Genomic DNA, 20,588 nt, shown 5'->3' with positions numbered 1-20,588 from the left:
GAGCTAAGAACAATGGCAAACGGTGCGATTATCGTTGGAGGAACGCAAGGTCTCGGTTTGATGCTTGCCGAAATCATGGCTGCGCGCGGTGACCGCGTGGTCATTGCCGGGCGTGATCAGCAGCGCGCAGAGACTGTCGCGAAGAAATTGGGATCCAATGTGAGGGGAATCTCGGTCGACCTCACGAAACCGCATTCCATCGCGAAATCGCTGGCCGATGTTGGGCCTCTGCGCCATGTCGTGCTCTCCGCCATCCAGCGCGACATGAACACCGCGCGCGATTACGACATTGATCGCGCAATCAATCTGGTGACGCTCAAGCTGGTTGGCTACACGGAGGTGATCCATTCCCTGCTGCCGAAGCTGGCGGACGACTCGTCGATCGTTCTCTTCGGGGGGCTGGCCAAGGAGCGTCCGTATCCGGGATCGACGACCGTGAGCGCGATCAATGGAGCGGTCTCGACGATGGTGCATACCCTGGCCCTCGAGCTTGCCCCGATTCGCGTCAATGCCATCCACCCAGGCATCATCGGCGACAGCCCGGCCTGGTCCGAGAAGCAAGAAACCCTCGACCGCGTCATCGCTCGCACTCCAACGAAACGGCTGGCGACGATGAAGGATGTTGCGGGTGCGACCTTGTTCCTGCTCGAAAATCAGTCGGTGAACGGTGTCAATCTGAACATCGACAACGGCTGGCTACTGACCTGAACATCAGTCACAGAAATACGCAGACGAAAGTGATGAGTGGCTACCGCAACGCCGCAGTGCGCTGGCCGACGCTCACGGTCGCCAGGAAATTCACCGCACTGCCGCTGAAGGCATTGTGCGTCATGCCGCGATAGGGATCGGCGGAGAAGGTCATCAGCACCGCCGTCGACGGCTTCACCATGAAGGTGCGCAGGCCGATGAAATCGGGCGCGCCAAGAAGCGTCGTGTTCATGAAGCTTTCGACGCTCGGCGTGACCATCGTGGCGCGCAGCCACGGCGTGTCGAGGCGATCAGCCGGAAGGGAGGCCTGCATCGTCGCCGAATCGACCAGCGACCGCACCCGGGACGGTTCGGCTGCCGTCGCCTTGGTCGCGACGGTGGTGTTGGCGCTGATCGCCGCGTGGCGCGGAACCGACGGCACAGGCTTCGCTCGCTCCGGCGACAAGTCGGGCTGCGCCGAGGCGTAGGCCAAGGTGTATTCGTTGGATTTCGGTTTGTAGCCTTCCGGCAGGGCGAAGGGGCCGATGCTGGCCGTGGTGACCGACGCCGGATCGGACGAGGCGATATCGGCGGGGCGGCGGCGGGCGGCGGAGGTCTCAGCGGGAATGTCCGGCAAACCCCGCCAATAGCCGCGCGAACGGATGATGTCGTTGGGCGTGATCGCGACCAGCGCACGGAAAGCGGACGGCTTGATCGGAGCGACGGGGTGCTCCGCCGAGACGGACTGCACTGACGCAACCTGGATATTCGCAGGCCGCCCCTTCGGCAGCGGGATATTGGCCGCGACCTGCGCCGGCGCGTCGGTGTCCGGTTTCGGCGTGGTGGTCTGGGTGTAGCTGTTCGTGCGCACGCTCGGCGTGCGCGCGGCGACTTGCGACCGGGCGCGAGGCGTCTTGTCAGCCTCGTCTTCTTCGGCCTCCTGCTTCTTGCCGAAGCCGAACAGCTTGGCGAAGATATTCGTGTTGCTGCCGCTTCCACGCGCAGCAAGCGACATCGAAGACGGCGAGCCGCCGTGCTTGCTGATATCGGCCAGCGCGAGGTCATAGCCGGCGAGCGGCCGACCATCGGTCGGGATATGCACGGTGCGCTGGTCCGGGAAAACCTTCACCAGTTGCTCGCGCGTCATGCGCGGCCAGTGGCGGACGTTGCCGACATCCATGTGCACAAAGGGCGAGCCCGAGGTCGGATAGAAGCCGACGCCGCCGCGCTGCAGCCTGAGACCGGCGGTGCGGATCTGGTCGAGCGGCACGCCGGGAATGAAGAAGTCCATCGCCTTGCCCTGCACGTGCAGTGAGTTGCGCGCGACTCCGCTGGAGCGGCGGCGCAACATGGCGTTGGTGTTGGGCGAACGATAGGATGAGATAATGTGGATGGTCTTGTCGGGGCCGAATTCGCGCGAAACCTCCCAGACCGCATCGAACAATTGCGGGTCCATCTGGGTTTCGTCGTCGGTCCGCCAGTCGCGCAGGAAGTGATTGAGCTTCTTCAGGCCGTCCGAGTCGTAACGGCCGTTGCGCTTGAAGGTGACAGTGATGTCGTCGCCGCGATGCGTGTGATGCATCGAGACGGTGCGGGTGTCGCCATTGGCGACCGCGGTCTGCAGGCCCTTGCTTCCGGCCAGGATGATGACCGCCGACAGGCCGACGCGCCGCGTCATACGCAGCGCGCGCGTGAATCCAGCTCTGCGCGCTTTACCAGCTGGCACGTCGAAGTCCGTTTACGGGTCCACTCAGGCAGGGATCCGCAGCCCGTCCGCAGCTGCGGGTCATAGTGAACGCAGTGTTATCGTGATGAGTTAATGGCAGATTATCACCCCGTCCCTGTCCCTGGAGACGTGCGTAACCGCGGATGATGGCGAAAAATGGCCTTGCCTGATGCAAAAAGGCCGCTCGTCAACCCTGTGGTTAACGAACGGCCTCTTTCCACAACCCGCGAGAACTAGCGGAAAAGTCTGCCGAAAAAGTCGCCGATCGGGTCGCGGCCGGAATAGCGGGGACCGCCGCGCACCCCTCCGCGGGAGGAGGAGAACCAGTCGGCAAAGGCCGTGTCCTCGCGGACCTGATATTGCAGCGAATCCCGGCTTACTCCGCTACCGGTGTGTGATCGCTGGATGGCGAGGTCCGCGACCTTGCGGTTCTCATCCTTGAACTGGGCAATGACGGCAGCGTCACGCCCATAGATGTCATCGCGGATCACCAGCTTCCCGCTGTCGTCGACAAAGGCGGTTTGATAGGTGAGGTAGACCGGCAAGGTCTTTGGAAAATCAATATTGATTTCCGAACTGCCGTACATGCTGCGCAGCTTCTCCTGCGTGTAGCCTTCACTTGGCCGCACCAGCGACAGCAGCTTCTCACCATACATCAGCGGATTTTCAACGCGCATGCACCCATGGCTGTAAGCGCGCCGGTCATGCGCGAACAGATGCTTGTCCGGCGTGTCGTGCTGATAGACGAGGAACTTGTTGGGGAAATTGAAGCGGATGCGGCCGAGCGCATTGCGGTCGCCCGGCGGCTGATAGATGCGCACCGTGCCGTCGCGGTTCTGCTCCATGCGAAGGCCCATGCGCTCGAGCACGCCGGGATCCTGCCGGACCGCAGGCAGATATTCGTTGGCGATGATCGACGGCGGAACGTTCCAGGTTGGATTGACGGTGATGAACTTCATCGCCGCGGCGGTGATCGGCGTCGGCTGCGATGGTTTGCCGACAACGATCTTGGTCTTCCAGTAGGTCGCATTGTTGCTCACGATCTTCAGCGTGAAGTCGGGAATGTTGACCATCACGTAACGGGTGCCGAGATCGTGGGGCAACCAGCGCCAGCGCTCCATATTGGCGATAATGATGTCGGCCGTGCGTTCGCGCTTAGGCGCGCCGTTCAGTGCACGCAAGGTGGCGGGTCCGACCAGGCCGTCGGCGTTCAGCCCGGCGCCTTTTTGAAAGGCTTTCACCGCTTCGACGACGCTCGCGTCATAGGCAGTGTCGTTCTGGTCGCCTGCGATCTTTAGCCGCTTGCGCAGAACCGTAACGCGCGGATCATTCATGCCGGGCTTCAGCGACGGCCCCTCCGGCACACGCACGATCTCCGGCTCTTCGGTCTTGATGCCGCGCGCTTCGGCGAGCGCTTTTTTCAGTGCCTTGTATTGCGGATGCTGCGGCTGGTAGGAGGCGAGCACCGACGCGACGTCGGTGGCATTCGCGACCTTGGCAAGAATTTCGGACGGCTCCAGCATCTGCAGATCGAAACCGATATCGCCGCTGATGCGCGAGAAATGCACGCGGCCGCTCTGGGCGTGGCGGGCGAAATCCAGGATCTCGCCGGTATAGCGGAGTTCGGCCTGCGCCAGATCGTCCGGCGTCGCCGCCCTCAGGTCGGGCGCGGGATAATCCTCGGGTTCAAGCCCGTCGGCATCGACGCCCTTCAGATAGGCAACAGCCGATTTTGCCCGTGCGGAGAGCGCACCGTTCTCGATCCAGAGCGGCTGGTAATTGCGAGCCTTGTAAAAGTCTTCGGCGGCGGCGCGTTCGTTGCGGCGGCTGAAATAGCGATCCGCCTTCGGCAGCAGGTCACGCAGCTTTTCCCCGACCGGATCGAGCGTGGCGGCGACGGCCGGTGAGGTTGCAGGCGCCGGGGCGGTCGCGGGAGCAGGGGCCGGACTTGCGGCCGGCGCAGCGGTATCCACAGGCGCTGCCGCCGGCACCGATGCGGCAGGGGCCGGCTTGTCCGGCTTGTTCTGCGGAGGCGGCGTGCTTCCGGTTGCGGGCTGGGCTACGTCGGCGGCGGACGGCGGTGGTACATTGGCCGGCTCCGGCATCGGGATTTTGGATTCGACGGCAGCGGACGAAGGGGTTTCGGTGAAGACTTGCGCCTGAGCCGAAACGCTCAGGGCCAATACCAGTGCGGTCGTCGTAATAAGGCGGTCGAATTTCAGGCCGCGCATCGAATTCTCTCCTGATTGCCCGGACTTAAGTGCCGGTCTGCCGAGACAACGCATGCTGCGTTATAGCGTTCGATGACTGGAAAACACTTCAAAAAAGCGACGGGCCCAGCGTAGTCAGGCCAAATTTCCGTTATTTGCCGGTAGTTCCGAGCCGATTCGTCGCTCGCCGTTACTCGAAGGCCACGGATTCGGCATCCTTTTTACCGTCAGATTCGGCATAGCCGAGACTTTCAAGCTTGCGATAGAGAGTTGACCGCCCAATCCTGAGACGGCGCGCTACTTCCGACATCTGTCCGCGGTAATGGGTGATGGCGAACCGAATCAGTTCGGCTTCAATCTCCTCCAGCGGGCGCACATGGCCCGCCGAGTCGAGCAGCGGCAATCCGCCCTGATGCCAGGAGGGGCCGGCCGGGTGGTCCGGCTCCACGACCATGGCCGGCGCATCTGCCAGCAGGGTGAGCTCAGACGAGTCGGTATCGGCCGCAGCCGGTCTGTCCGACATTTGCGCCGCAATCTGCGGAAACTCATCGACACCGATGGTGTCATTCTCGGCCAGCACCACGGCACGGAACATCGCGTTTTCGAGCTGACGAACATTGCCGGGCCAGCGGTGCCGCGACAGCAAGGCCACGGCCTCGCCGGACACCGTGCGGACGGTTTTGCCTTCTTCGGCGGAGAACCGCGCCAGGAAATGCCGCATCAGTTCGGGAATGTCCTCGGGCCGCTCGCGCAGCGGCGGCACCGCGATCGGGAAAACGTGCAGGCGATAAAACAAATCCTCGCGGAAGCGGCCGGCTTTCACATCCTCTGTGAGATTGCGATTGGTCGCCGAGATCAGCCGCACATTGATCTTGACCGGCTTGCGGGCGCCGACCGGCTCGACTTCGCTTTCCTGTACCGCGCGCAGCAATTTCACTTGGGCGGCCAGCGGCAATTCGCCGACTTCGTCGAGGAAGAGCGTGCCGCCGTCCGCTTCGACGAACTTGCCGGTGTGGCGCTCGGTGGCGCCGGTGAATGCGCCCTTCTCGTGACCGAAGAGAATCGATTCGACAAGATTGTCGGGAATGGCGCCGCAATTCACCGCGACGAAAGGCTTGCTCCTGCGCTCGCCGGACCCGTGGATGGCGCGCGCGATCAATTCCTTGCCGACGCCGGATTCGCCCTCAATCAGCACCGGAATGTGCGAGGCGATGGTTTTTTCGGCATTGCGCAGCACCGTCCGCATCGGGGCTGAGCGTGTCACGATATCCTTGAAGGTGAGGGTGCCGTCGCGGCTGCGCTTGGCGCGCGCCAGCTCGTTCGTCAGCGCACTGTTGTTGAGCGCGTTCCGGATCGAGACCTGCAGGCGCTCGAAGCCGACCGGCTTCACCACGAAATCAACGGCGCCGGCGCGCATCGCCGAGACCACGTTGTCGATCCCACCATGCGCGGTCTGCACGATCACCGGAATCTTGCGGCCGTCCTCGCGCATGCGGGCGAGGAAACCGAGGCCGTCGAGTCCCGGCATGACAAGATCGAGCACCACGCAATCGACAGGCGGGCTGTCGGCGGCGAGCATACTCAGCGCATCGTCGCCGCCCGTGGCGAGCAGCACATCGTAGCCGGCCTTGCGCGCCATGTTTTCCAGGAGCCGGCGCTGGACCGGATCGTCATCAACGATGAGAACGCATTCAGCCATGGTGGATGCCTTGCAAGCGACCGGGCGCCAATATGCGGCGGCAGGGGTGTGCCGTTTCGGGGCACTCTGGTCGCTTTCACTTAATGGGGCGTTAAGTGCGCCAAGGCGCCGCAATGCCGGCGCGGCACCGGCGGCACCCTTGGCAGGACCGGCAGTTTCTGGGTGAGAACGGATGCGCGGGGCATCAGCCCCCTTGACCGTGCCGTCATCGCATCGCCACATCGTATTCGCATTGTTTCACCTGACCGATTTGGACAGCGATCTCGAATGGCCAGCCCAACCAGCACTGCCCCCGCCAAAGCCGCATCGAAGCCCGCCGACGCGTTCGGTCTCGGCAGTCTGCCGGAATGGAACCTGACGGACCTTTACGCCTCCATCGATGACCCGCGAATCAAGAGCGATCTGGAAAAGGCCGAAGCCGAATGCATCGCCTTCGAAAAGGACTATAAGGGCAAGCTGAACGAGCTGGCGGCGGGTGCGGATGCGGGCGCGGCTTTGGCCGAGCCGGTACGCCGTTATGAGAAGATCGAGGATCTGCTCGGGCGACTGATCTCGTATGCGGGCCTCGTCTATTCCGGCAACACGACCGATCCGGTGCGCGCGAAATTCTATGGCGACGTGCAGGAACGCATCACCTCGATCTCGCTACACCTTCTGTTCTTTACGCTGGAGCTGAACCGCATCGACGATGCCGCGCTGGAAGCGGCGATGGCCGATCCCGCGCTTGGTCATTACCGGCCGTGGCTTGAAGACATCCGCAAGGAGAAGCCGTATCAGCTCGAAGACCGCATCGAGCAGTTGTTCCACGAGAAATCGGTGAGCGGCTATTCCGCCTGGAACCGCCTGTTCGACGAGACCATGGCGGCCCTGCGCTTCAAGGTCGACGGGCAGGAGCTCGCGATCGAGCCGACGCTGAACTTTCTGCAGGACCAAAACGAGAACAAGCGTCGCGCCGCCGCGGAGGCGCTGGCGGCGACGTTCCAGGACAATGTGCGGCTATTCACGCTGATCACCAACACGCTCGCCAAGGACAAGGACATCTCCGATCGTTGGCGCGGCTTCCAGGACGTGGCCGATGCGCGCCATCTGTCCAACCGCGTCGAACGCGAAGTGGTGGATGCATTGGTGAGCGCGGTGCGCTCCGCCTATCCACGGCTGTCGCACCGCTATTACAAGCTGAAGGCGCACTGGTTCGGCAAGGACAAGCTGCCGCACTGGGATCGCAATGCGCCGCTGCCGCAGGTTCCGATGCGCTCGTTCAAATGGGATGAGGCGCGCGACACCGTGCTCTCCGCCTACGGCGCGTTCTCGCCGAAGATGAAGGAGATCGCCAAGCGCTTCTTCGACGATCGCTGGATCGATGCGCCGGTGCGGCCGGGCAAGGCGCCGGGCGCCTTCGCGCACCCGACCGTGCCATCGGCGCACCCTTACGTGCTGCTCAATTATCAGGGCAAGCCGCGCGATGTGATGACGCTTGCGCATGAACTCGGCCATGGCGTGCATCAGGTGCTGGCGGCGCCGAACGGGCCCCTGATGGCGCCGACGCCGCTGACGCTGGCGGAGACGGCGAGCGTGTTCGGCGAAATGCTGACCTTCAAGAAGCTGCTCGGGTCAACGGCCAATCCGGCCGAGCGCAAGGCGATGCTTGCCGCCAAGGTCGAGGACATGATCAATACGGTGGTGCGGCAGATCGCGTTCTATTCCTTCGAGCGCAAGGTGCATCTCGAGCGCAAGGACGGCGAACTCACTGCCGAACGTATCAATGAGCTCTGGATGGAAGTGCAGACCGAGAGCCTGGGGCCGACGATTGAGCTCAAGCCGGGTTATGAGGTGTTCTGGACCTATATCCCGCACTTCATCCATTCGCCGTTCTATGTCTACGCCTATGCCTTCGGCGACTGCCTGGTGAATTCGCTCTATGCGGTCTACGAGAAGGCGGAAGCCGGTTTTGCCGAGCGCTATCTCGACATGCTCGCCGCCGGCGGCACCAAGCATTATTCGGAATTGCTGAAGCCCTTCGGCCTTGACGCGCGCGATCCGAATTTCTGGCAAAGCGGGCTTGGCGTGATCGACCGCATGATCGGCGAGCTAGAGTCGCTGGACAAGTCTGTCTGACGCAGACAGAAGATCGTCATGGTGACGCTGATTCCGATTCTCGCCTGGATCTGCGCGCTTGTGTTCGCGGGCCTTTCATTGTCGCGGGCGCCGCGCCCGCTGACGCGCGGAACAATCGCTGACACGCTGCTGCGCTACATCTTCTTATTCCCGGTCGGGCTGATGAGTCTCTGGGCCGCGACCGGTCATATCTTTTTCGCCGAACGCGCGGCGGCGGCGATCGGCTGGCAGACGTCACCGTTCCAGTTCGAGGTCGGCGTCGCCAATCTCGGCATTGGGCTCGCCGGGCTCTACGCCGCCTTTCGCGGATTCGAGGCGCGGCTGGCGACCAATCTCGTGGTCGCCGGTTTCCTCGGCGGCGCCGGAGTCGGCCATATCCGCGACATCCTGCAGGCTGGCAATCTGGCGCCGGGCAATGCCGGGCCGATCCTGTTTACGGATTTCCTGACGCCGCTCGCAATTTTTGGGCTGCTGTGGTGGCAGAGGCGGGCCAAAAGCTGACGTGTACGGAACGTAAAATAGCGTTATACGGATTGTATAATGCGGATGCGGAGGCCCGTCATGAAGCTGGAAATCAAGAAAATCGGCAATTCCGACGGCCTGATTCTGCCGCTTGATGCAGCGGCTCGACCTCAAGCGCGGTCAGACATGGCATGTCGTGGAACTGGCAGGCGGCGGCTTTCAGGTGCTGCCCTACGATCCTGATTTCGAAAAGACGATGGATATTGCCGACGACATCATGGACGAGTATCGCGACACACTCGCGACGCTCGCCAAATAAACGCGGCGAAAGAGCCGGCCTGGCTGACTTACGAGCAGATCGTTGCCATGCATAGCCGGCAACTGCGCCGCTTCGGCGGAGCGGTCGGCTTGCGCGACGAGGGCATGTTGCGCCCCACAACCGAGCGTCCGCTCAACAAATGGCAATACGAGAATGCGGCGCTACCTGACCTGGCCGCAGCTGACGCGTTCGGCCTAGCCAAGAATCACGCGTTCGTCGACGGCAACAAACGCATCGCGTTCATGGCAATAATGGTCTTCTTGCGCAAGAACGGCGTCGATTTCGCGCCCGATCCCGCGCAGGCGACAACGATCATGCTCGCACTGGCCGCAGGCGAATTGAGCGAGCAAAGTCTCGCCCGCTGAATCGGCGACAACCTGCCGAAGAGCTAACTGTCACGGCTGCTTCAGCCGCCATGTCATCGTGACATGCGCCGTCGCCGCGATCGTCTCCGGCGGGGCAACCTGCATGCCGCGCGCGGCCATCGGCGCTGCGAATTCGCGCAGCATGCGCGGCTCCGAATCGGTGATCTCGATGACGTCGCCGAGCTGCACGCCGGCCGCCTCCGCATAGATCTTGGCGCGCTGACGGGCATCGGCGACCGCGTCGCGTCGCGCCATGTCGAGGGCGTTGCTCTTCTCGTCGAGGCCGAAGCGGACATTGCGCATCTCGAACAGGCCGGTGTCGGCAATCGCGGTGATCACCGCGTCGATGGTATCGAGTTTCTTGGTCTTGAGCTCATAGGAGGTGACCGCCTGATACTCTGTCTCCTGCCGAGGTCCCTGCTGCGGGGCCGGCTGGCGCACCTGATCGAGACGGAAATTCGATTGCTCGATGGTGAGGCCATCCTTGGCCAGCGCGCGCAAGGCAGCGGTCGCTTTCGCCGCGCGTTCCTTGTGGCTGCTGCCGGCGGTCTCCAGCGTTTTTCCACGCGTCACGACTTCCACCGAGATGCGGGCGATGTCCGGCTGCACCTCGGCGCGGCCGTCACCGCGAACGGTGATGGATGGACCGCGATCACTGGCCGGTTGTGCCGGGGAGGGGGCTGCCTGGAAAAGGAGAAAAGTCGCCAGCATTGCCGCAATCGTGGTCTTCATGAAAATGTCTCCGTCAAGCGATGATGCCGGTTAACGGCTGGCGGCGGCGAATCTGTGGCCGCTTCCTCGCGACTCGCCTTTTTGCCGCACGGCACTATCTTAGTGCTATCGACGAGTGAGCATGACCGAAGACCCCGAAGCCAACCGTTTCACCGCGCGCGCCGCCCGCTATGCCCGCGTCGGCACCAATGTCGGCGGCATTGCCGCGCGGCTCGCGGCGGCGCGTTTTCTCGGCATGGGGCTCGACCGCGCGGAGAACGCGGCGGCGCTGAGTGCCGCGCTTGGCGGGCTGAAAGGCCCGATCATGAAGGTGGCGCAACTGCTCGCTACCATTCCGGAAGCGATCCCGCCCGAATACACAATCGAACTCGCCAAGCTGCAGAGCGAGGCGCCGCCCATGGGCTGGGCTTTTGTAAAACGGCGCATGAGCGCGGAGTTGGGTGCCGACTGGCAAAAGAAATTCGCGTCCTTCGAACATCATTCGGCCGCCGCGGCCTCGCTTGGCCAGGTGCATAAAGCGCGTGCGCATGACGGCAGCGAACTGGCGTGCAAGCTGCAATATCCCGACATGCAGTCGGCGGTCGAAGCCGATCTCACGCAATTGCAGATGCTGTTCGCGCTCTATCGCCGGCTGGAGCCTGTTATCGATCCGAGCGAGATCGGCCGCGAGATTTCCGACCGCATTCGCGAGGAGCTCGATTATGAGCGCGAGGCGAAGCATGTCACACTCTATCGCGACATGCTCTCCGGCATCGACAGCATCCGCGTCCCGCGCGTCTGGCCGGAATTGTCGACGCGACGTCTGCTTACGCTGGACTGGCTGGAGGGCAAACGCATTCTCTTGTACAAGGATGCGCCGCTTGAGGCACGCAATCGTCTTGCTCAGGCCATGTTCACCGCGTGGTGGCTTCCGTTCAGCCGCTTCGGTGTCATTCACGGTGACCCGCATCTCGGAAATTATTCGGTGTTCGAGGGGCAAGATGGGCCGCAGGGAATCAACCTGCTCGATTACGGCTGCATTCGGATTTTCCCGCCGCGTTTTGTCGGCGGAGTGGTCGACCTGTATCGCGGGCTGCAGCGCGGCGACGACGCGCTGATTGTGAATGCCTACGAGACCTGGGGATTCAAGAATCTGTCACGCGCTCTGATCGAGGTGCTCAACATCTGGGCGCGCTTTATCTATGGCCCGCTGCTGGATGACCGCGTGCGGTCCATTGCCGACGGCGTGAAGCCATCCGAATATGGGCGCCGCGAAGCCTTCCGCGTGCACCAGGCGCTGAAGCAGAAGGGACCGGTGACGGTGCCGCGTGAATTCGTCTTCATGGATCGCGCGGCGATTGGTCTTGGCGGCGTCTTTCTTCATCTGAAGGCGGAGCTCAACTGGTGCCGCCTGTTTCAGGACATGCTCGGGGATTTCTCCAGCGCCAGGGTGGAGGCCGAGCAGCGCCGCGTGCTTGTGGCGGCCGGTCTGTCCTGAGGGTTTGCAGCCGCGGCAGCCGGCGGGAGGCTGCACCGATCCGCATGCTGATCCACATGGCAATTCTGCGCATTGTTCTCTCCCTGAAAGCGGAGCTGACTTTTTTCGCCTGTCCAATTCAGCCTGCGGATTTTGTCCGGCGAAAATTGATCCGGCGCGGATGGCTTCGGGTTGCTGAGCCGCGCCTGACCGAGCCTAGAAAATGCGGATTCCATCGAGACATACGATCAAACGATAAGGGCGGAATCCCCATTTCGGCCACGGCCGGCATTGCAAGGTCGGCGCTGTTGCGATACCCCTGCTTTGAAACAAAACCCGAGACTGCAAGGGGCTTTGACATGGCGGACCATGGCGAAATTCAGTATTCCACCGCTGAAGGCAACGACTTGCCGGCACATGAGGCCACTTATGCGATGTTCCTGACGCTCACGAAATGGGCGGTTGGCTTCCTTGTCGTCCTGCTCATCCTGATGGCCTATTTCCTCGTCTAACCCGCCAGGCTGTGGCGTCGGGGGGCGTTCATGAAAATCGCAATGGCGGCAGAAACCGACACCGCCGAGCCGCGCGTGGCCGGCACGCCGGAAACCGTCAAGAAGTTCATCAGCCTTGGCGCCGAGGTCGCGGTGGAGGCGGGCGCGGGCGTAAGGTCCGGCGTTCTCGATGCCGATTACAAGGCGGCCGGCGCGACGGTCGGCACCGGCGTGGTGAGGGACGCGGACATTGTCCTCAAGGTGCGTCGTCCGACGGCCGATGAGATCAAGTCCTACAAGAAAGGCGCGCTGGTCGTCGCCATCATGGACCCTTATGGCAACGAGGCGGCGCTGAAGGCGATGGCCGATGCTGGTCTGACCACGTTTGCGATGGAATTGATGCCGCGCATCACGCGTGCGCAGTCGATGGACGTCCTCTCTTCGCAGGCCAACCTTGCCGGTTATCGCGCGGTGATCGATGCCGCCGCCGAGTATGGCCGCGCGCTGCCGATGATGATGACGGCGGCCGGCACCGTGCCCGCCGCGAAAGTCTTCGTCATGGGGGTCGGCGTTGCCGGGCTGCAGGCTATTGCCACCGCGCGCCGTCTCGGCGGAATCGTCACCGCAACCGACGTGCGGCCGGCGGTGAAGGAACAGGTTCAGTCACTCGGCGCCAAATTCATCGCAGTCGAGGACGAGGAATTCAAACAGGCCGAGACCGCCGGCGGTTACGCCAAGGAGATGTCGAAGGAGTACCAGGCCAAGCAGGCGGCGCTCATTGCTGAACATATCCAGAAGCAGGACATCGTTATCACTACGGCGTTGATCCCCGGCCGCCCTGCGCCGCGCCTTGTCTCCAGGGAAATGGTGGCGTCGATGAAGCCCGGTTCGGTGATCGTCGATCTCGCAGTCGAGCGCGGCGGCAATGTCGAAGGGGTCAAGGCCAACGAGGTCGTTGACGTGAACGCCGTCAAGATCGTGGGCTATGCCAATGTGCCGGGACGGCTCGCCGCGTCATCGTCGGCGCTCTACGCGAAAAATCTGCTCACCTTCCTCGACATCCTGATCGACAAGAAGGAGAAGAAGCTCGCGATAAACTGGGACGACGAGATCCTGAAGGCGGTTACGCTGACGCGCGACGGCGCCGTCGTGCATCCGAATTTCCAGCCGAAGACCGCTGCTTGAACAAATGGTCCCGCTTAGCGATTCATCATTCCGGGGCACGCGCGCAGCGCGCGAAGCCGCAATTCAGCAACACGTTCAGCATCCGCCTCTGGATTTCGGGTCCGCGCCTTCGGAGCGTCCCGGAATGACCGGAAAGTAAAGGAGACCGCCTGTATGGAAGCCGTCGATCCTTTTGTCTTCCGTCTGTCCATTTTCGTGCTTGCCGTCTTTGTCGGCTATTACGTTGTCTGGTCGGTGACCCCGGCCCTGCACACGCCGCTGATGTCGGTGACCAATGCGATCTCGTCGGTGATCGTGGTTGGCGCGCTGCTCGCGGTCGGTGTCCCGCTGGCGACCGACAGCCAGGGACCCTTCATCGCGCGCGCGCTTGGTTTCATCGCGCTGGTCTTCGCCTCCGTCAATATCTTCGGTGGCTTCCTCGTCACACAGCGCATGCTGGCGATGTACCAGAAGAAAAAGAAGTGACGACGACCATGGCTAAATTTGTTCGAAAGATGCCGTCGCCATTGCCGGGCCTGATCCGGCAATCCATCGCGCTTCGCAAGATTCTTTTTTTTCGGATGGATGCGCGGGTCGGGCCGGCGCATGACGGAGCGCAGCAATGAGCCCCAATATCGTCGCTCTTCTTTATCTCGTCGCCGGCGTCCTCTTCATCCTGGCGCTGCGCGGTTTGTCGAGCCCGGAAACCAGCCGCCAGGGCAACCTGTTCGGCATGATCGGCATGACCATCGCCATCCTGACGACGCTTGGATCACATCCGCCTGCGGATGCGATCGGCTGGGTGCTGGTGGTCGGCGGCCTCGCGATCGGCGGCAGCGTCGGCGCAGTGATTGCGCGCAAGGTGCCGATGACCTCGATGCCGGAACTGGTCGCCGCCTTTCACTCGCTGGTCGGCATGGCGGCGGTGCTGGTGGCGGCCGGCGCCTATTACGCGCCGGGGGCTTTTGACATCGGCACGGTCGGCAATATCCACAAGTCGAGCCTGGTCGAGATGGCGCTTGGCGTCGCCATCGGTGCGCTGACCTTTACCGGGTCGGTCATCGCCTTCCTGAAACTCTCCGGCCGCATGAGCGGCGCCCCGATCCTGCTGCCGGCACGGCACATCATCAATGTCGCGCTCGCCGCCGCAATGATCTTCTTTATCTATGGCCTGGTCGTGTCGCAGAGCCAGATCGATTTCTGGCTGGTCACGATCATCGCTTTGGTCCTCGGTGTCCTCATCATCATCCCGATCGGCGGCGCCGACATGCCGGTCGTGATCTCGATGCTGAATTCCTATTCCGGCTGGGCGGCGGCCGGCATCGGCTTCACCCTCGGCAATTCGGCGCTGATCATCACCGGCGCCTTGGTCGGCTCGTCCGGTGCGATCCTGTCCTACATCATGTGCAAGGGCATGAACCGCTCCTTCATCTCCGTCATCCTCGGCGGGTTCGGCGGCGAAACCGCCGCGGCTGCGGGCGCCGCGGAGCAGCGGCCGGTGAAACTGGGATCGGCGGAAGACGCCGCCTATATCATGAAGAACGCCTCCAAGGTGATCATCGTGCCGGGTTACGGCATGGCGGTGGCGCAGGCGCAGCATGCGCTGCGCGAGATGGCCGATCATCTGAAGAAGGAAGGCGTCGAGGTCAAATACGCCATCCATCCGGTCGCCGGCCGCATGCCGGGGCACATGAACGTGCTGCTGGCTGAAGCGAATGTTCCCTATGACGAGGTATTCGAGCTCGAGGACATCAATTCCGAATTCGCGCAGGCGGACATCGCCTTTGTCATCGGTGCCAACGACGTGACCAATCCGGCGGCGGAAGAGGACAAGTCCTCGCCGATCTACGGGATGCCGGTGCTGCAGGTCTGGAAGGCGGGCACTGTGATGTTCATCAAGCGCTCGCTGGCGTCAGGCTATGCCGGCATCGACAACCCGCTGTTCTACCGCGACAACACCATGATGCTTCTCGGCGACGCCAAGAAAATGACCGAGAGCATCGTCAAAGGCATGTAAAATCGCCGCTGCCGAATCATTTTCAGCAGCAGGAGATTGCCATGGTGGACAACAAGCGAATGCGCGGCGGTTCCGATCGTGCGCTGATTGCGGTGAGCGAGCCCTATGAGGTCCGCTACTGGTGCAAGAAATTCAAGGTGACGCCGGCCAAGCTGAAGGCGGCGGTGAAGGTCGTCGGCCGTTCGTCAAAGAAAGTCGAAGCCTATATCAAGCTGCACAAGCGCAAGGCGCGCGACCGTACGATGATTTCCTTGAAAGAGGACTACGAGGTCCGCTACTGGTCGAAGAAGTTCAAGGTCACGCCGGCCCGGCTGAAATCCGCAGTCAGCGAGGCCGGTCGCTCATCGACCAGGGTTGCGACTTTTCTAAAGGCTGCCCGCAAAAAGAAGGGCAAGAAGAGAAAAGTTGCAAGGCGCAAATAAGCCCTACAGTTTCTGATAGAGGACCAAGGCATCGACCATCCCGCGCGTGGGATGGTCGAATGCATTTGGCAGCACCCCGCAAATCTCGAAGCCGCAGCTCTGCCACAGCTTCACGGCGCGGGTGTTGGTACTGATCACAAAATTGAACTGCATGGCGCGAAAGCCGCGCTCGCGCGCGCGATCGAGCGAATGCGCACACATCGCGCGCGCCACGCCCTTCTGCATCGCGTCGGGCGCAACGACGTAGCCGCAATTCGCCACGTGTGCGCCGCCGCCGCGGTTGTTGGCGCGCAGATAATAGGTGCCGACAAGCGCGCCGCCGCTTTCGGCCACAAAGACCTCATGGCCCGGTGCAAACCAGTAGGCGAGTGCGTCGGCTTCGCTGATGTCGCGCGGGATCGGATAGGTTTCGCCGGCACGGAAGGTCGGTTCAAGAACGCGCCAGATGGCCTTGCGGTTGCTGTCTGATGCCGGTCTGATCTTGAGGTATGGCGCGCTCTCCTCAGCCATGCCGCTCCTTTTGCCGCAGCTCGCGGCGCAGGAGAAGCGCCACGGTCACGCCTGCGATCATGACACCGATAAACACGAAGGGGGCACGCGCCCAGCCAAAGGCCTGCACGAAAGCGCCGAGCGCCGCCGGCCCCATCAGATTGCCAAGATTACTGGTCTGGTTGACCAGCCCGACTGCGATCGCAAGCAGGGCCGATCCCGGCGCAAGGCGCGGCGCTGCGGCAAAAATCGAAGCAGGAATCAGGCCGGTGAAGACTAGATTCGCACAGGCCAGCCCAGCAACGATGGCAACGGGCACGGCCTGCGAGAAAATGCCGAAGCTGGCGCAACCCAGAAACGTGAAGGCGGCCGCGATCACCGCCCAGATCGGCGCGCCGAGTCGCATCATGGCGCTTGCCGACAAATTGCCGACGGCATTGGCGAGGACCGTCAGGGCGCTGACGAACCCGGCCGCAGGGATGGACAGACCGAGTTGCTGCACCAACAACGTGGGCATCAAACCCGTGAGCGCGGAATACTGAAACGTGTAGATGCCGAAGATGATGGCGAGCAGGAGCGGTCCAGGCGCGTGCAGCACGGTCCGGATGTTGGGCAGGACATCCTTCATGGATCCCGCAGACGCCGCAGAGTCGTGGATGTCGAGACGGCTGAGAAAGGCCGCGTACAGAAGCGCCAGCACGCCATTGACGACCCACAGAGCCTGCCATCCGAAGCCCAGGAGATAGGGGCCCGCGAGCATCATCGCGGCCGCACCGGCCGGGAGATAGACGCCCCACAGCGCAAAAACCATTTCGGTGTCGCGCGGCGCCACAACCGCGCGCATGAGGCGCGGCGTCGCGATGGCGATGGCCAGAAAGCCGCATCCTTCCAGCATGCGCGTCGCGATCAGCAGCGGGCCGGAGGATACCGCGGCGCCGGCAAGGCTTGCCGCGCCGGCCAGGACAAGCCCGGCCAGCAAGGTGCGGCGAGCATCAAGCATCGACACCAGGATGCCGCCCGGCAGGCCGGCAAGCGCTCCGAGGGTGCTGTAGGCGCCGACGATCCAGGCCGCCGCGAACAGCGACAACGACAATTCGGTCTGCAGCGCGGGCAGCGCAATCGCGGCCTTGCCGATCTGTAGCGCAGCAACCGCGCCGGCCAGAACCAGGGCCAGTACGGCGCCCCAGCGGGTTTTGTCAGGCATATTTCTTGATTCTCTATTGTCGTTGGTTAATCGCCGGTCGGCGAAATTCGAAATTCCGCGACCTCCGGCAGGCCGCGCAGAAATTGCGAGAGCTTGTCGGTCGCTGACCGGTCGCGGCTCTTGATCATCATGCGATACTCGAAAATCTCGCCGCCATCGGTCAGACGCGACGATACATTGGAAACGTCGAAGCCAAAGTCCCGGATCGCTTTCCGCAACATGTCCTCGCTCATTGCCTTGTCGCGTTTGAAGCCGACGATATGGTACGCGTAATATTCCGATGGCAGTCTGTTTTCGATGACCCGGAAAATGCCGAGCACGGCGAGCGTGCAGGCCGCGCCAAGAATGGCGGCGAAATAGAAGCCGATGCCGATCAGAATGCCGATGGCTGACGTGATCCAGATCGAGGCGGCGGTGGTCAGGCCACGGACGGTGAGACCTTCCTTGAAGATCACGCCGGCGCCCAGGAAGCCAATTCCGGTCATGATGCCCTGCGCCATACGCGTGGGGTCGGTGCGGATGGCGTCGGGCGAAACATGTGTCATCCAGGTATCCTGATAGACCGTCACCAGCATCAACAGCGCCGAGGCGACGCAAACCAATGCATGGGTGCGAAAGCCGGCCGGACGCCCGTGGAAGCTCCGTTCCAGGCCAATGACCGCACCGGTGAACAGTGCCGCCAGAATGCGGATGGCGATCACCAGTTCTTCCTGACCAAGGCTCATTGTGCTGTCCTCCAGGTCATGTTTTTCTTGATTGCGACACGACTGCCGCAAAGACTGCACAACGGCCTTTGTATATCAGGGCATGGCGATCTTGAAACCGATTCTGCTGACCGTGCTGGTTTGCTATGGGGGTATTGTGGGCCTGATGTATCTGGCCCAGCGCTCGCTGATGTATTTCCCGGAGGTCGTGCGCACCGCGCCTGCCATGACGGGGTTTTCGCAAGCTCGGGAGAACGTGCTGAAATCCTCCGACGGCACGGACGTTATCGTCTGGCACGTGGCGCCGCGCGAGGAGAAGCCCGTCTTCCTTTATTTTCACGGCAATGGCGGCGCGTTGCGCCATCGCGTGGCGCGCTTCAAAAATCTGACCGCGGATGGCAGCGGGCTCGTCGCCTTGTCCTATCGCGGGTATGGCGGATCGGGCGGCTCGCCAAGCGAGGAGGGGCTGCTGGCCGATGGAGATGCGGCCTACGCGTTCGCCCGTGCGCAATATCCGAAAGCAAAGCTCGTGATCTGGGGCGAGTCGCTCGGCACCGGGGTTGCTGTGGCGGTGGCGGCTGAGCGCAAGGCCGATGCGCTGATTCTGGAAGCGCCTTACACCTCCACCGCCGACATTGCCTTCGCGGCTTATCCTTTCATTCCAGTCAGCCTGCTGATGAAGGACCAATTCCGCTCTGATACGCGTATCGGCCAGGTCAAAGCGCCGATCCTGATTTTCCACGGCATGCGCGACAACGTCATTCCCTTCGCTTACGGCCAGCGGCTTTTCGAACTCGCGCCCGAGCCAAAGCGGTTTGTGCCGTTTCCGCTGGGCGAGCATGAGAATCTCGATCAGCACGGCGCTCAGGTGGCCGTGAGGGAGTTTTTGGAGAAAACGGTCAATTGAGCCACTTCATTCTCCCGGCAAGTGGGGAGAGGGAAAATCAAAATGCCTGATATGTTTTTCCGAATTGTCCGCCGACCCGTTTGAAGCCGGCATTGGCCGGTTCGTAATTCTGGCTGATGTTGAGCGCCTTCGCGTAAGAGCCCGCCGATTTTTCCCGATCGCCCAGCCGTTCATAGGCAAGGCCGCGGCTGGTCCAGGCGGTGATGTTTTGCGGGTCGAGCGCGACGGCGTTGTCGAGATCGTCGGCGGCCGATTTTGCGTCGCCTACTGCCAGGTAGCTCAGCGCGCGGGCAACAAAAGGCTCGGCGTCGCGTTGCGAGAGCGTGATCGCGGTCGACAGATCGTCGATCGCAAACTGGTGCTGCTTCTGGCTCTGATAAAGCAGGCCACGATTGTAATAGGCCTGCGTATTGTCGGGGCGGATTGCGATCGCCTTGTTGAAATCGTTCAGCGCGGGAATGAGCTGGCCTTTCAGCCGATTGACCATGCCGCGTCCAAGATAGGCCGCCGCATAATTGGCATCGATCGAAATCGACTTGTTATAATCGGCCAGCGCAAGATCGAGCTGATTGTTCTGGCGATAAAGCAGGCCGCGATTGGCATAGGCCTGCGCATAATTGGGATCGAGGCTGATCGCCTTGTTGAAATCTTCAAGCGCTTCCCGGCGGCGGCCAGCCTGGCCGAACACGGTGCCGCGCATATTGTAGGCTTGCGGATCCTTGGGATTGCGCTGAATCACCTCGGTGAGCGAGACGATATTGACCGGCGAAGAGGCGTAAGCGGCTTCCTCGGTCAGCGGGACCGCGTTGCCGTGGATGGCGCTGCTCGAACAGCCGGCGGCAAGGGCTGCAATGAGCAGAGACAAGCAGACGGCGGCGCGCGATTGAAACAGCCCGATTGTCATGCGCGCTCTCGATGTGGCTTGTTCGAGACGATGTTGGGTCCCACGATGCGTAAGGCGCCGGTGTCAGACCCCGCAAAATAACAACGCGGAGCCGGCTTTGCCGTGCCCCGCGCCGGACACTCACGATCGGAAATCGAATCAGCCGCGGCCGCGAGCCGCGCCGGGGCCACGTGTATCAACTTTCGGCTTCATCGGCAGCAGGCCTTCGCGCTGCAGTTTCTTGCGCGCGAGCTTGCGGGCGCGGCGCACCGCTTCCGCCTTCTGCCGGGCTTTCTTCTCGGAGGGCTTTTCGTAATGGCCGCGAAGCTTCATTTCGCGGAAAATGCCCTCGCGCTGCATCTTCTTTTTGAGCGCCTTGAGGGCCTGATCAACATTGTTGTCGCGGACAAGAACCTGCACGGGTGTTCCTTCTTCAGAAGCCGGATGGAATTATAGGGGGCCGGAAGGGCCTGTTACAGGCCTTTCGAGTCGCGCGCATGTACCAGAATCAGGATCAAGAGTCCATAAGCGTCGAC

General features: G+C 62.3%; 20 protein-coding genes and 1 pseudogene. 12 read left to right on the top strand and 9 right to left on the bottom strand.

All coding sequences use genetic code 11. The annotated features are described in order from the left end of the window. Nucleotides 1-12 precede the first annotated feature (12 nt). Nucleotides 13-708: an SDR family oxidoreductase gene (locus RO009_01070; protein MDT3683620.1), complete on the top strand. Its 696-nt coding sequence runs from the start codon at nt 13-15 to the stop codon at nt 706-708. A gap of 40 nt (nt 709-748) precedes the next feature. On the opposite strand, the gene RO009_01065 is transcribed toward RO009_01070, so the two are convergent. The 3 genes from RO009_01065 to RO009_01055 form a co-directional block, all read right to left on the bottom strand. Further along, nucleotides 749-2,413: a DUF882 domain-containing protein gene (locus tag RO009_01065; GenBank protein ID MDT3683619.1), complete on the bottom strand. Its 1,665-nt coding sequence runs from the start codon at nt 2,411-2,413 to the stop codon at nt 749-751. A gap of 233 nt (nt 2,414-2,646) precedes the next feature. Further along, on the bottom strand, nt 2,647-4,644 hold the full coding sequence (locus RO009_01060; GenBank protein ID MDT3683618.1) for a L,D-transpeptidase family protein: 1,998 nt from the start codon (nt 4,642-4,644) through the stop codon (nt 2,647-2,649). A 169-nt stretch (nt 4,645-4,813) separates the two neighbouring features. After that, nucleotides 4,814-6,322 carry a sigma-54 dependent transcriptional regulator gene (locus RO009_01055; protein MDT3683617.1) on the bottom strand — a complete coding sequence of 503 codons (1,509 nt, stop codon included), beginning with the start codon at nt 6,320-6,322 and terminating at the stop codon, nt 4,814-4,816. 267 nt (nt 6,323-6,589) lie between these two features. Here RO009_01055 and RO009_01050 point away from each other — a divergent pair, with 267 nt between their 5' ends. From RO009_01050 to RO009_01035, 4 genes and pseudogenes are all read left to right on the top strand, one after another. Next, nucleotides 6,590-8,437 (top strand): M3 family oligoendopeptidase, encoded by a 1,848-nt coding sequence (locus RO009_01050; protein MDT3683616.1) that lies wholly within the window; start codon nt 6,590-6,592, stop codon nt 8,435-8,437. Between the two features lie 18 nt (nt 8,438-8,455). Beyond that, nucleotides 8,456-8,938 (top strand): DUF6790 family protein, encoded by a 483-nt coding sequence (locus RO009_01045; protein ID MDT3683615.1) that lies wholly within the window; start codon nt 8,456-8,458, stop codon nt 8,936-8,938. Nucleotides 8,939-8,998: 60 nt separating this feature from the next. Next, nucleotides 8,999-9,218, top strand: a pseudogene (locus tag RO009_01040) (AbrB family transcriptional regulator). After that, on the top strand, nt 9,215-9,583 hold the full coding sequence (locus tag RO009_01035; protein ID MDT3683614.1) for a type II toxin-antitoxin system death-on-curing family toxin: 369 nt from the start codon (nt 9,215-9,217) through the stop codon (nt 9,581-9,583). The pseudogene RO009_01040 and the gene RO009_01035 overlap by 4 nt, the downstream one beginning before the upstream one ends. Before the next feature lie 30 nt (nt 9,584-9,613). On the opposite strand, the gene RO009_01030 is transcribed toward RO009_01035, so the two are convergent. After that, entirely contained in the window at nt 9,614-10,315 is a 702-nt protein-coding gene (locus RO009_01030) for an SIMPL domain-containing protein (GenBank protein ID MDT3683613.1), read from the bottom strand. Nucleotides 10,316-10,436: 121 nt separating this feature from the next. Here RO009_01030 and RO009_01025 point away from each other — a divergent pair, with 121 nt between their 5' ends. From RO009_01025 to RO009_01000, 6 genes are all read left to right on the top strand, one after another. Next, a complete protein-coding gene (locus RO009_01025) occupies nt 10,437-11,792 on the top strand; it encodes an AarF/ABC1/UbiB kinase family protein (GenBank protein MDT3683612.1) in 1,356 nt (451 codons plus the stop codon). 338 nt (nt 11,793-12,130) lie between these two features. Continuing rightward, a complete protein-coding gene (locus tag RO009_01020) occupies nt 12,131-12,283 on the top strand; it encodes an aa3-type cytochrome c oxidase subunit IV (GenBank protein MDT3683611.1) in 153 nt (50 codons plus the stop codon). A gap of 30 nt (nt 12,284-12,313) precedes the next feature. Further along, a complete protein-coding gene (locus RO009_01015) occupies nt 12,314-13,447 on the top strand; it encodes a Re/Si-specific NAD(P)(+) transhydrogenase subunit alpha (protein ID MDT3683610.1) in 1,134 nt (377 codons plus the stop codon). Nucleotides 13,448-13,600: 153 nt separating this feature from the next. Then, entirely contained in the window at nt 13,601-13,912 is a 312-nt protein-coding gene (locus RO009_01010) for a proton-translocating transhydrogenase family protein (protein MDT3683609.1), read from the top strand. 136 nt (nt 13,913-14,048) lie between these two features. Continuing rightward, complete coding sequence (locus tag RO009_01005; GenBank protein MDT3683608.1) at nt 14,049-15,443, top strand: NAD(P)(+) transhydrogenase (Re/Si-specific) subunit beta; 1,395 nt, start codon at nt 14,049-14,051, stop codon at nt 15,441-15,443. A gap of 41 nt (nt 15,444-15,484) precedes the next feature. Then, on the top strand, nt 15,485-15,865 hold the full coding sequence (locus tag RO009_01000; protein MDT3683607.1) for a DUF3606 domain-containing protein: 381 nt from the start codon (nt 15,485-15,487) through the stop codon (nt 15,863-15,865). Nucleotides 15,866-15,868: 3 nt separating this feature from the next. Here the strand turns inward: RO009_01000 and RO009_00995 are convergent, their stop codons facing one another. The 3 genes from RO009_00995 to RO009_00985 are packed head-to-tail and all read right to left on the bottom strand — an operon-like array spanning nt 15,869 to nt 18,283. Further along, on the bottom strand, nt 15,869-16,375 hold the full coding sequence (locus tag RO009_00995; GenBank protein ID MDT3683606.1) for a GNAT family N-acetyltransferase: 507 nt from the start codon (nt 16,373-16,375) through the stop codon (nt 15,869-15,871). Then, nucleotides 16,368-17,558 carry an MFS transporter gene (locus RO009_00990; protein MDT3683605.1) on the bottom strand — a complete coding sequence of 397 codons (1,191 nt, stop codon included), beginning with the start codon at nt 17,556-17,558 and terminating at the stop codon, nt 16,368-16,370. The genes RO009_00995 and RO009_00990 overlap by 8 nt, the downstream gene beginning before the upstream one ends. Nucleotides 17,559-17,584: 26 nt before the next feature. Then, nucleotides 17,585-18,283, bottom strand: a complete 699-nt coding sequence (locus tag RO009_00985) for an MgtC/SapB family protein (protein MDT3683604.1) — start codon at nt 18,281-18,283, stop codon at nt 17,585-17,587. Between the two features lie 82 nt (nt 18,284-18,365). On the opposite strand from RO009_00985, the gene RO009_00980 reads away from it, so the two are divergent. Next, nucleotides 18,366-19,169, top strand: coding sequence for an alpha/beta hydrolase (locus tag RO009_00980; GenBank protein ID MDT3683603.1), 804 nt, complete (start codon nt 18,366-18,368; stop codon nt 19,167-19,169). Between the two features lie 37 nt (nt 19,170-19,206). Here RO009_00980 and RO009_00975 read toward each other — a convergent pair whose 3' ends face one another. Together RO009_00975 and rpsU are read right to left on the bottom strand one after the other, a co-directional pair. Continuing rightward, nucleotides 19,207-20,073, bottom strand: a complete 867-nt coding sequence (locus RO009_00975) for a tetratricopeptide repeat protein (GenBank protein ID MDT3683602.1) — start codon at nt 20,071-20,073, stop codon at nt 19,207-19,209. Between the two features lie 138 nt (nt 20,074-20,211). Beyond that, nucleotides 20,212-20,472 carry a 30S ribosomal protein S21 gene (gene rpsU / locus RO009_00970; protein ID MDT3683601.1) on the bottom strand — a complete coding sequence of 87 codons (261 nt, stop codon included), beginning with the start codon at nt 20,470-20,472 and terminating at the stop codon, nt 20,212-20,214. Between the last annotated feature and the right edge of the window lie 116 nt (nt 20,473-20,588).

The sequence above is a fragment of the Pseudorhodoplanes sp. genome (genome assembly GCA_032027085.1).
In the GTDB taxonomy this organism is placed as follows: domain Bacteria; phylum Pseudomonadota; class Alphaproteobacteria; order Rhizobiales; family Xanthobacteraceae; genus Pseudorhodoplanes.
This window is presented reverse-complemented; position numbering and strand designations above follow the sequence as displayed.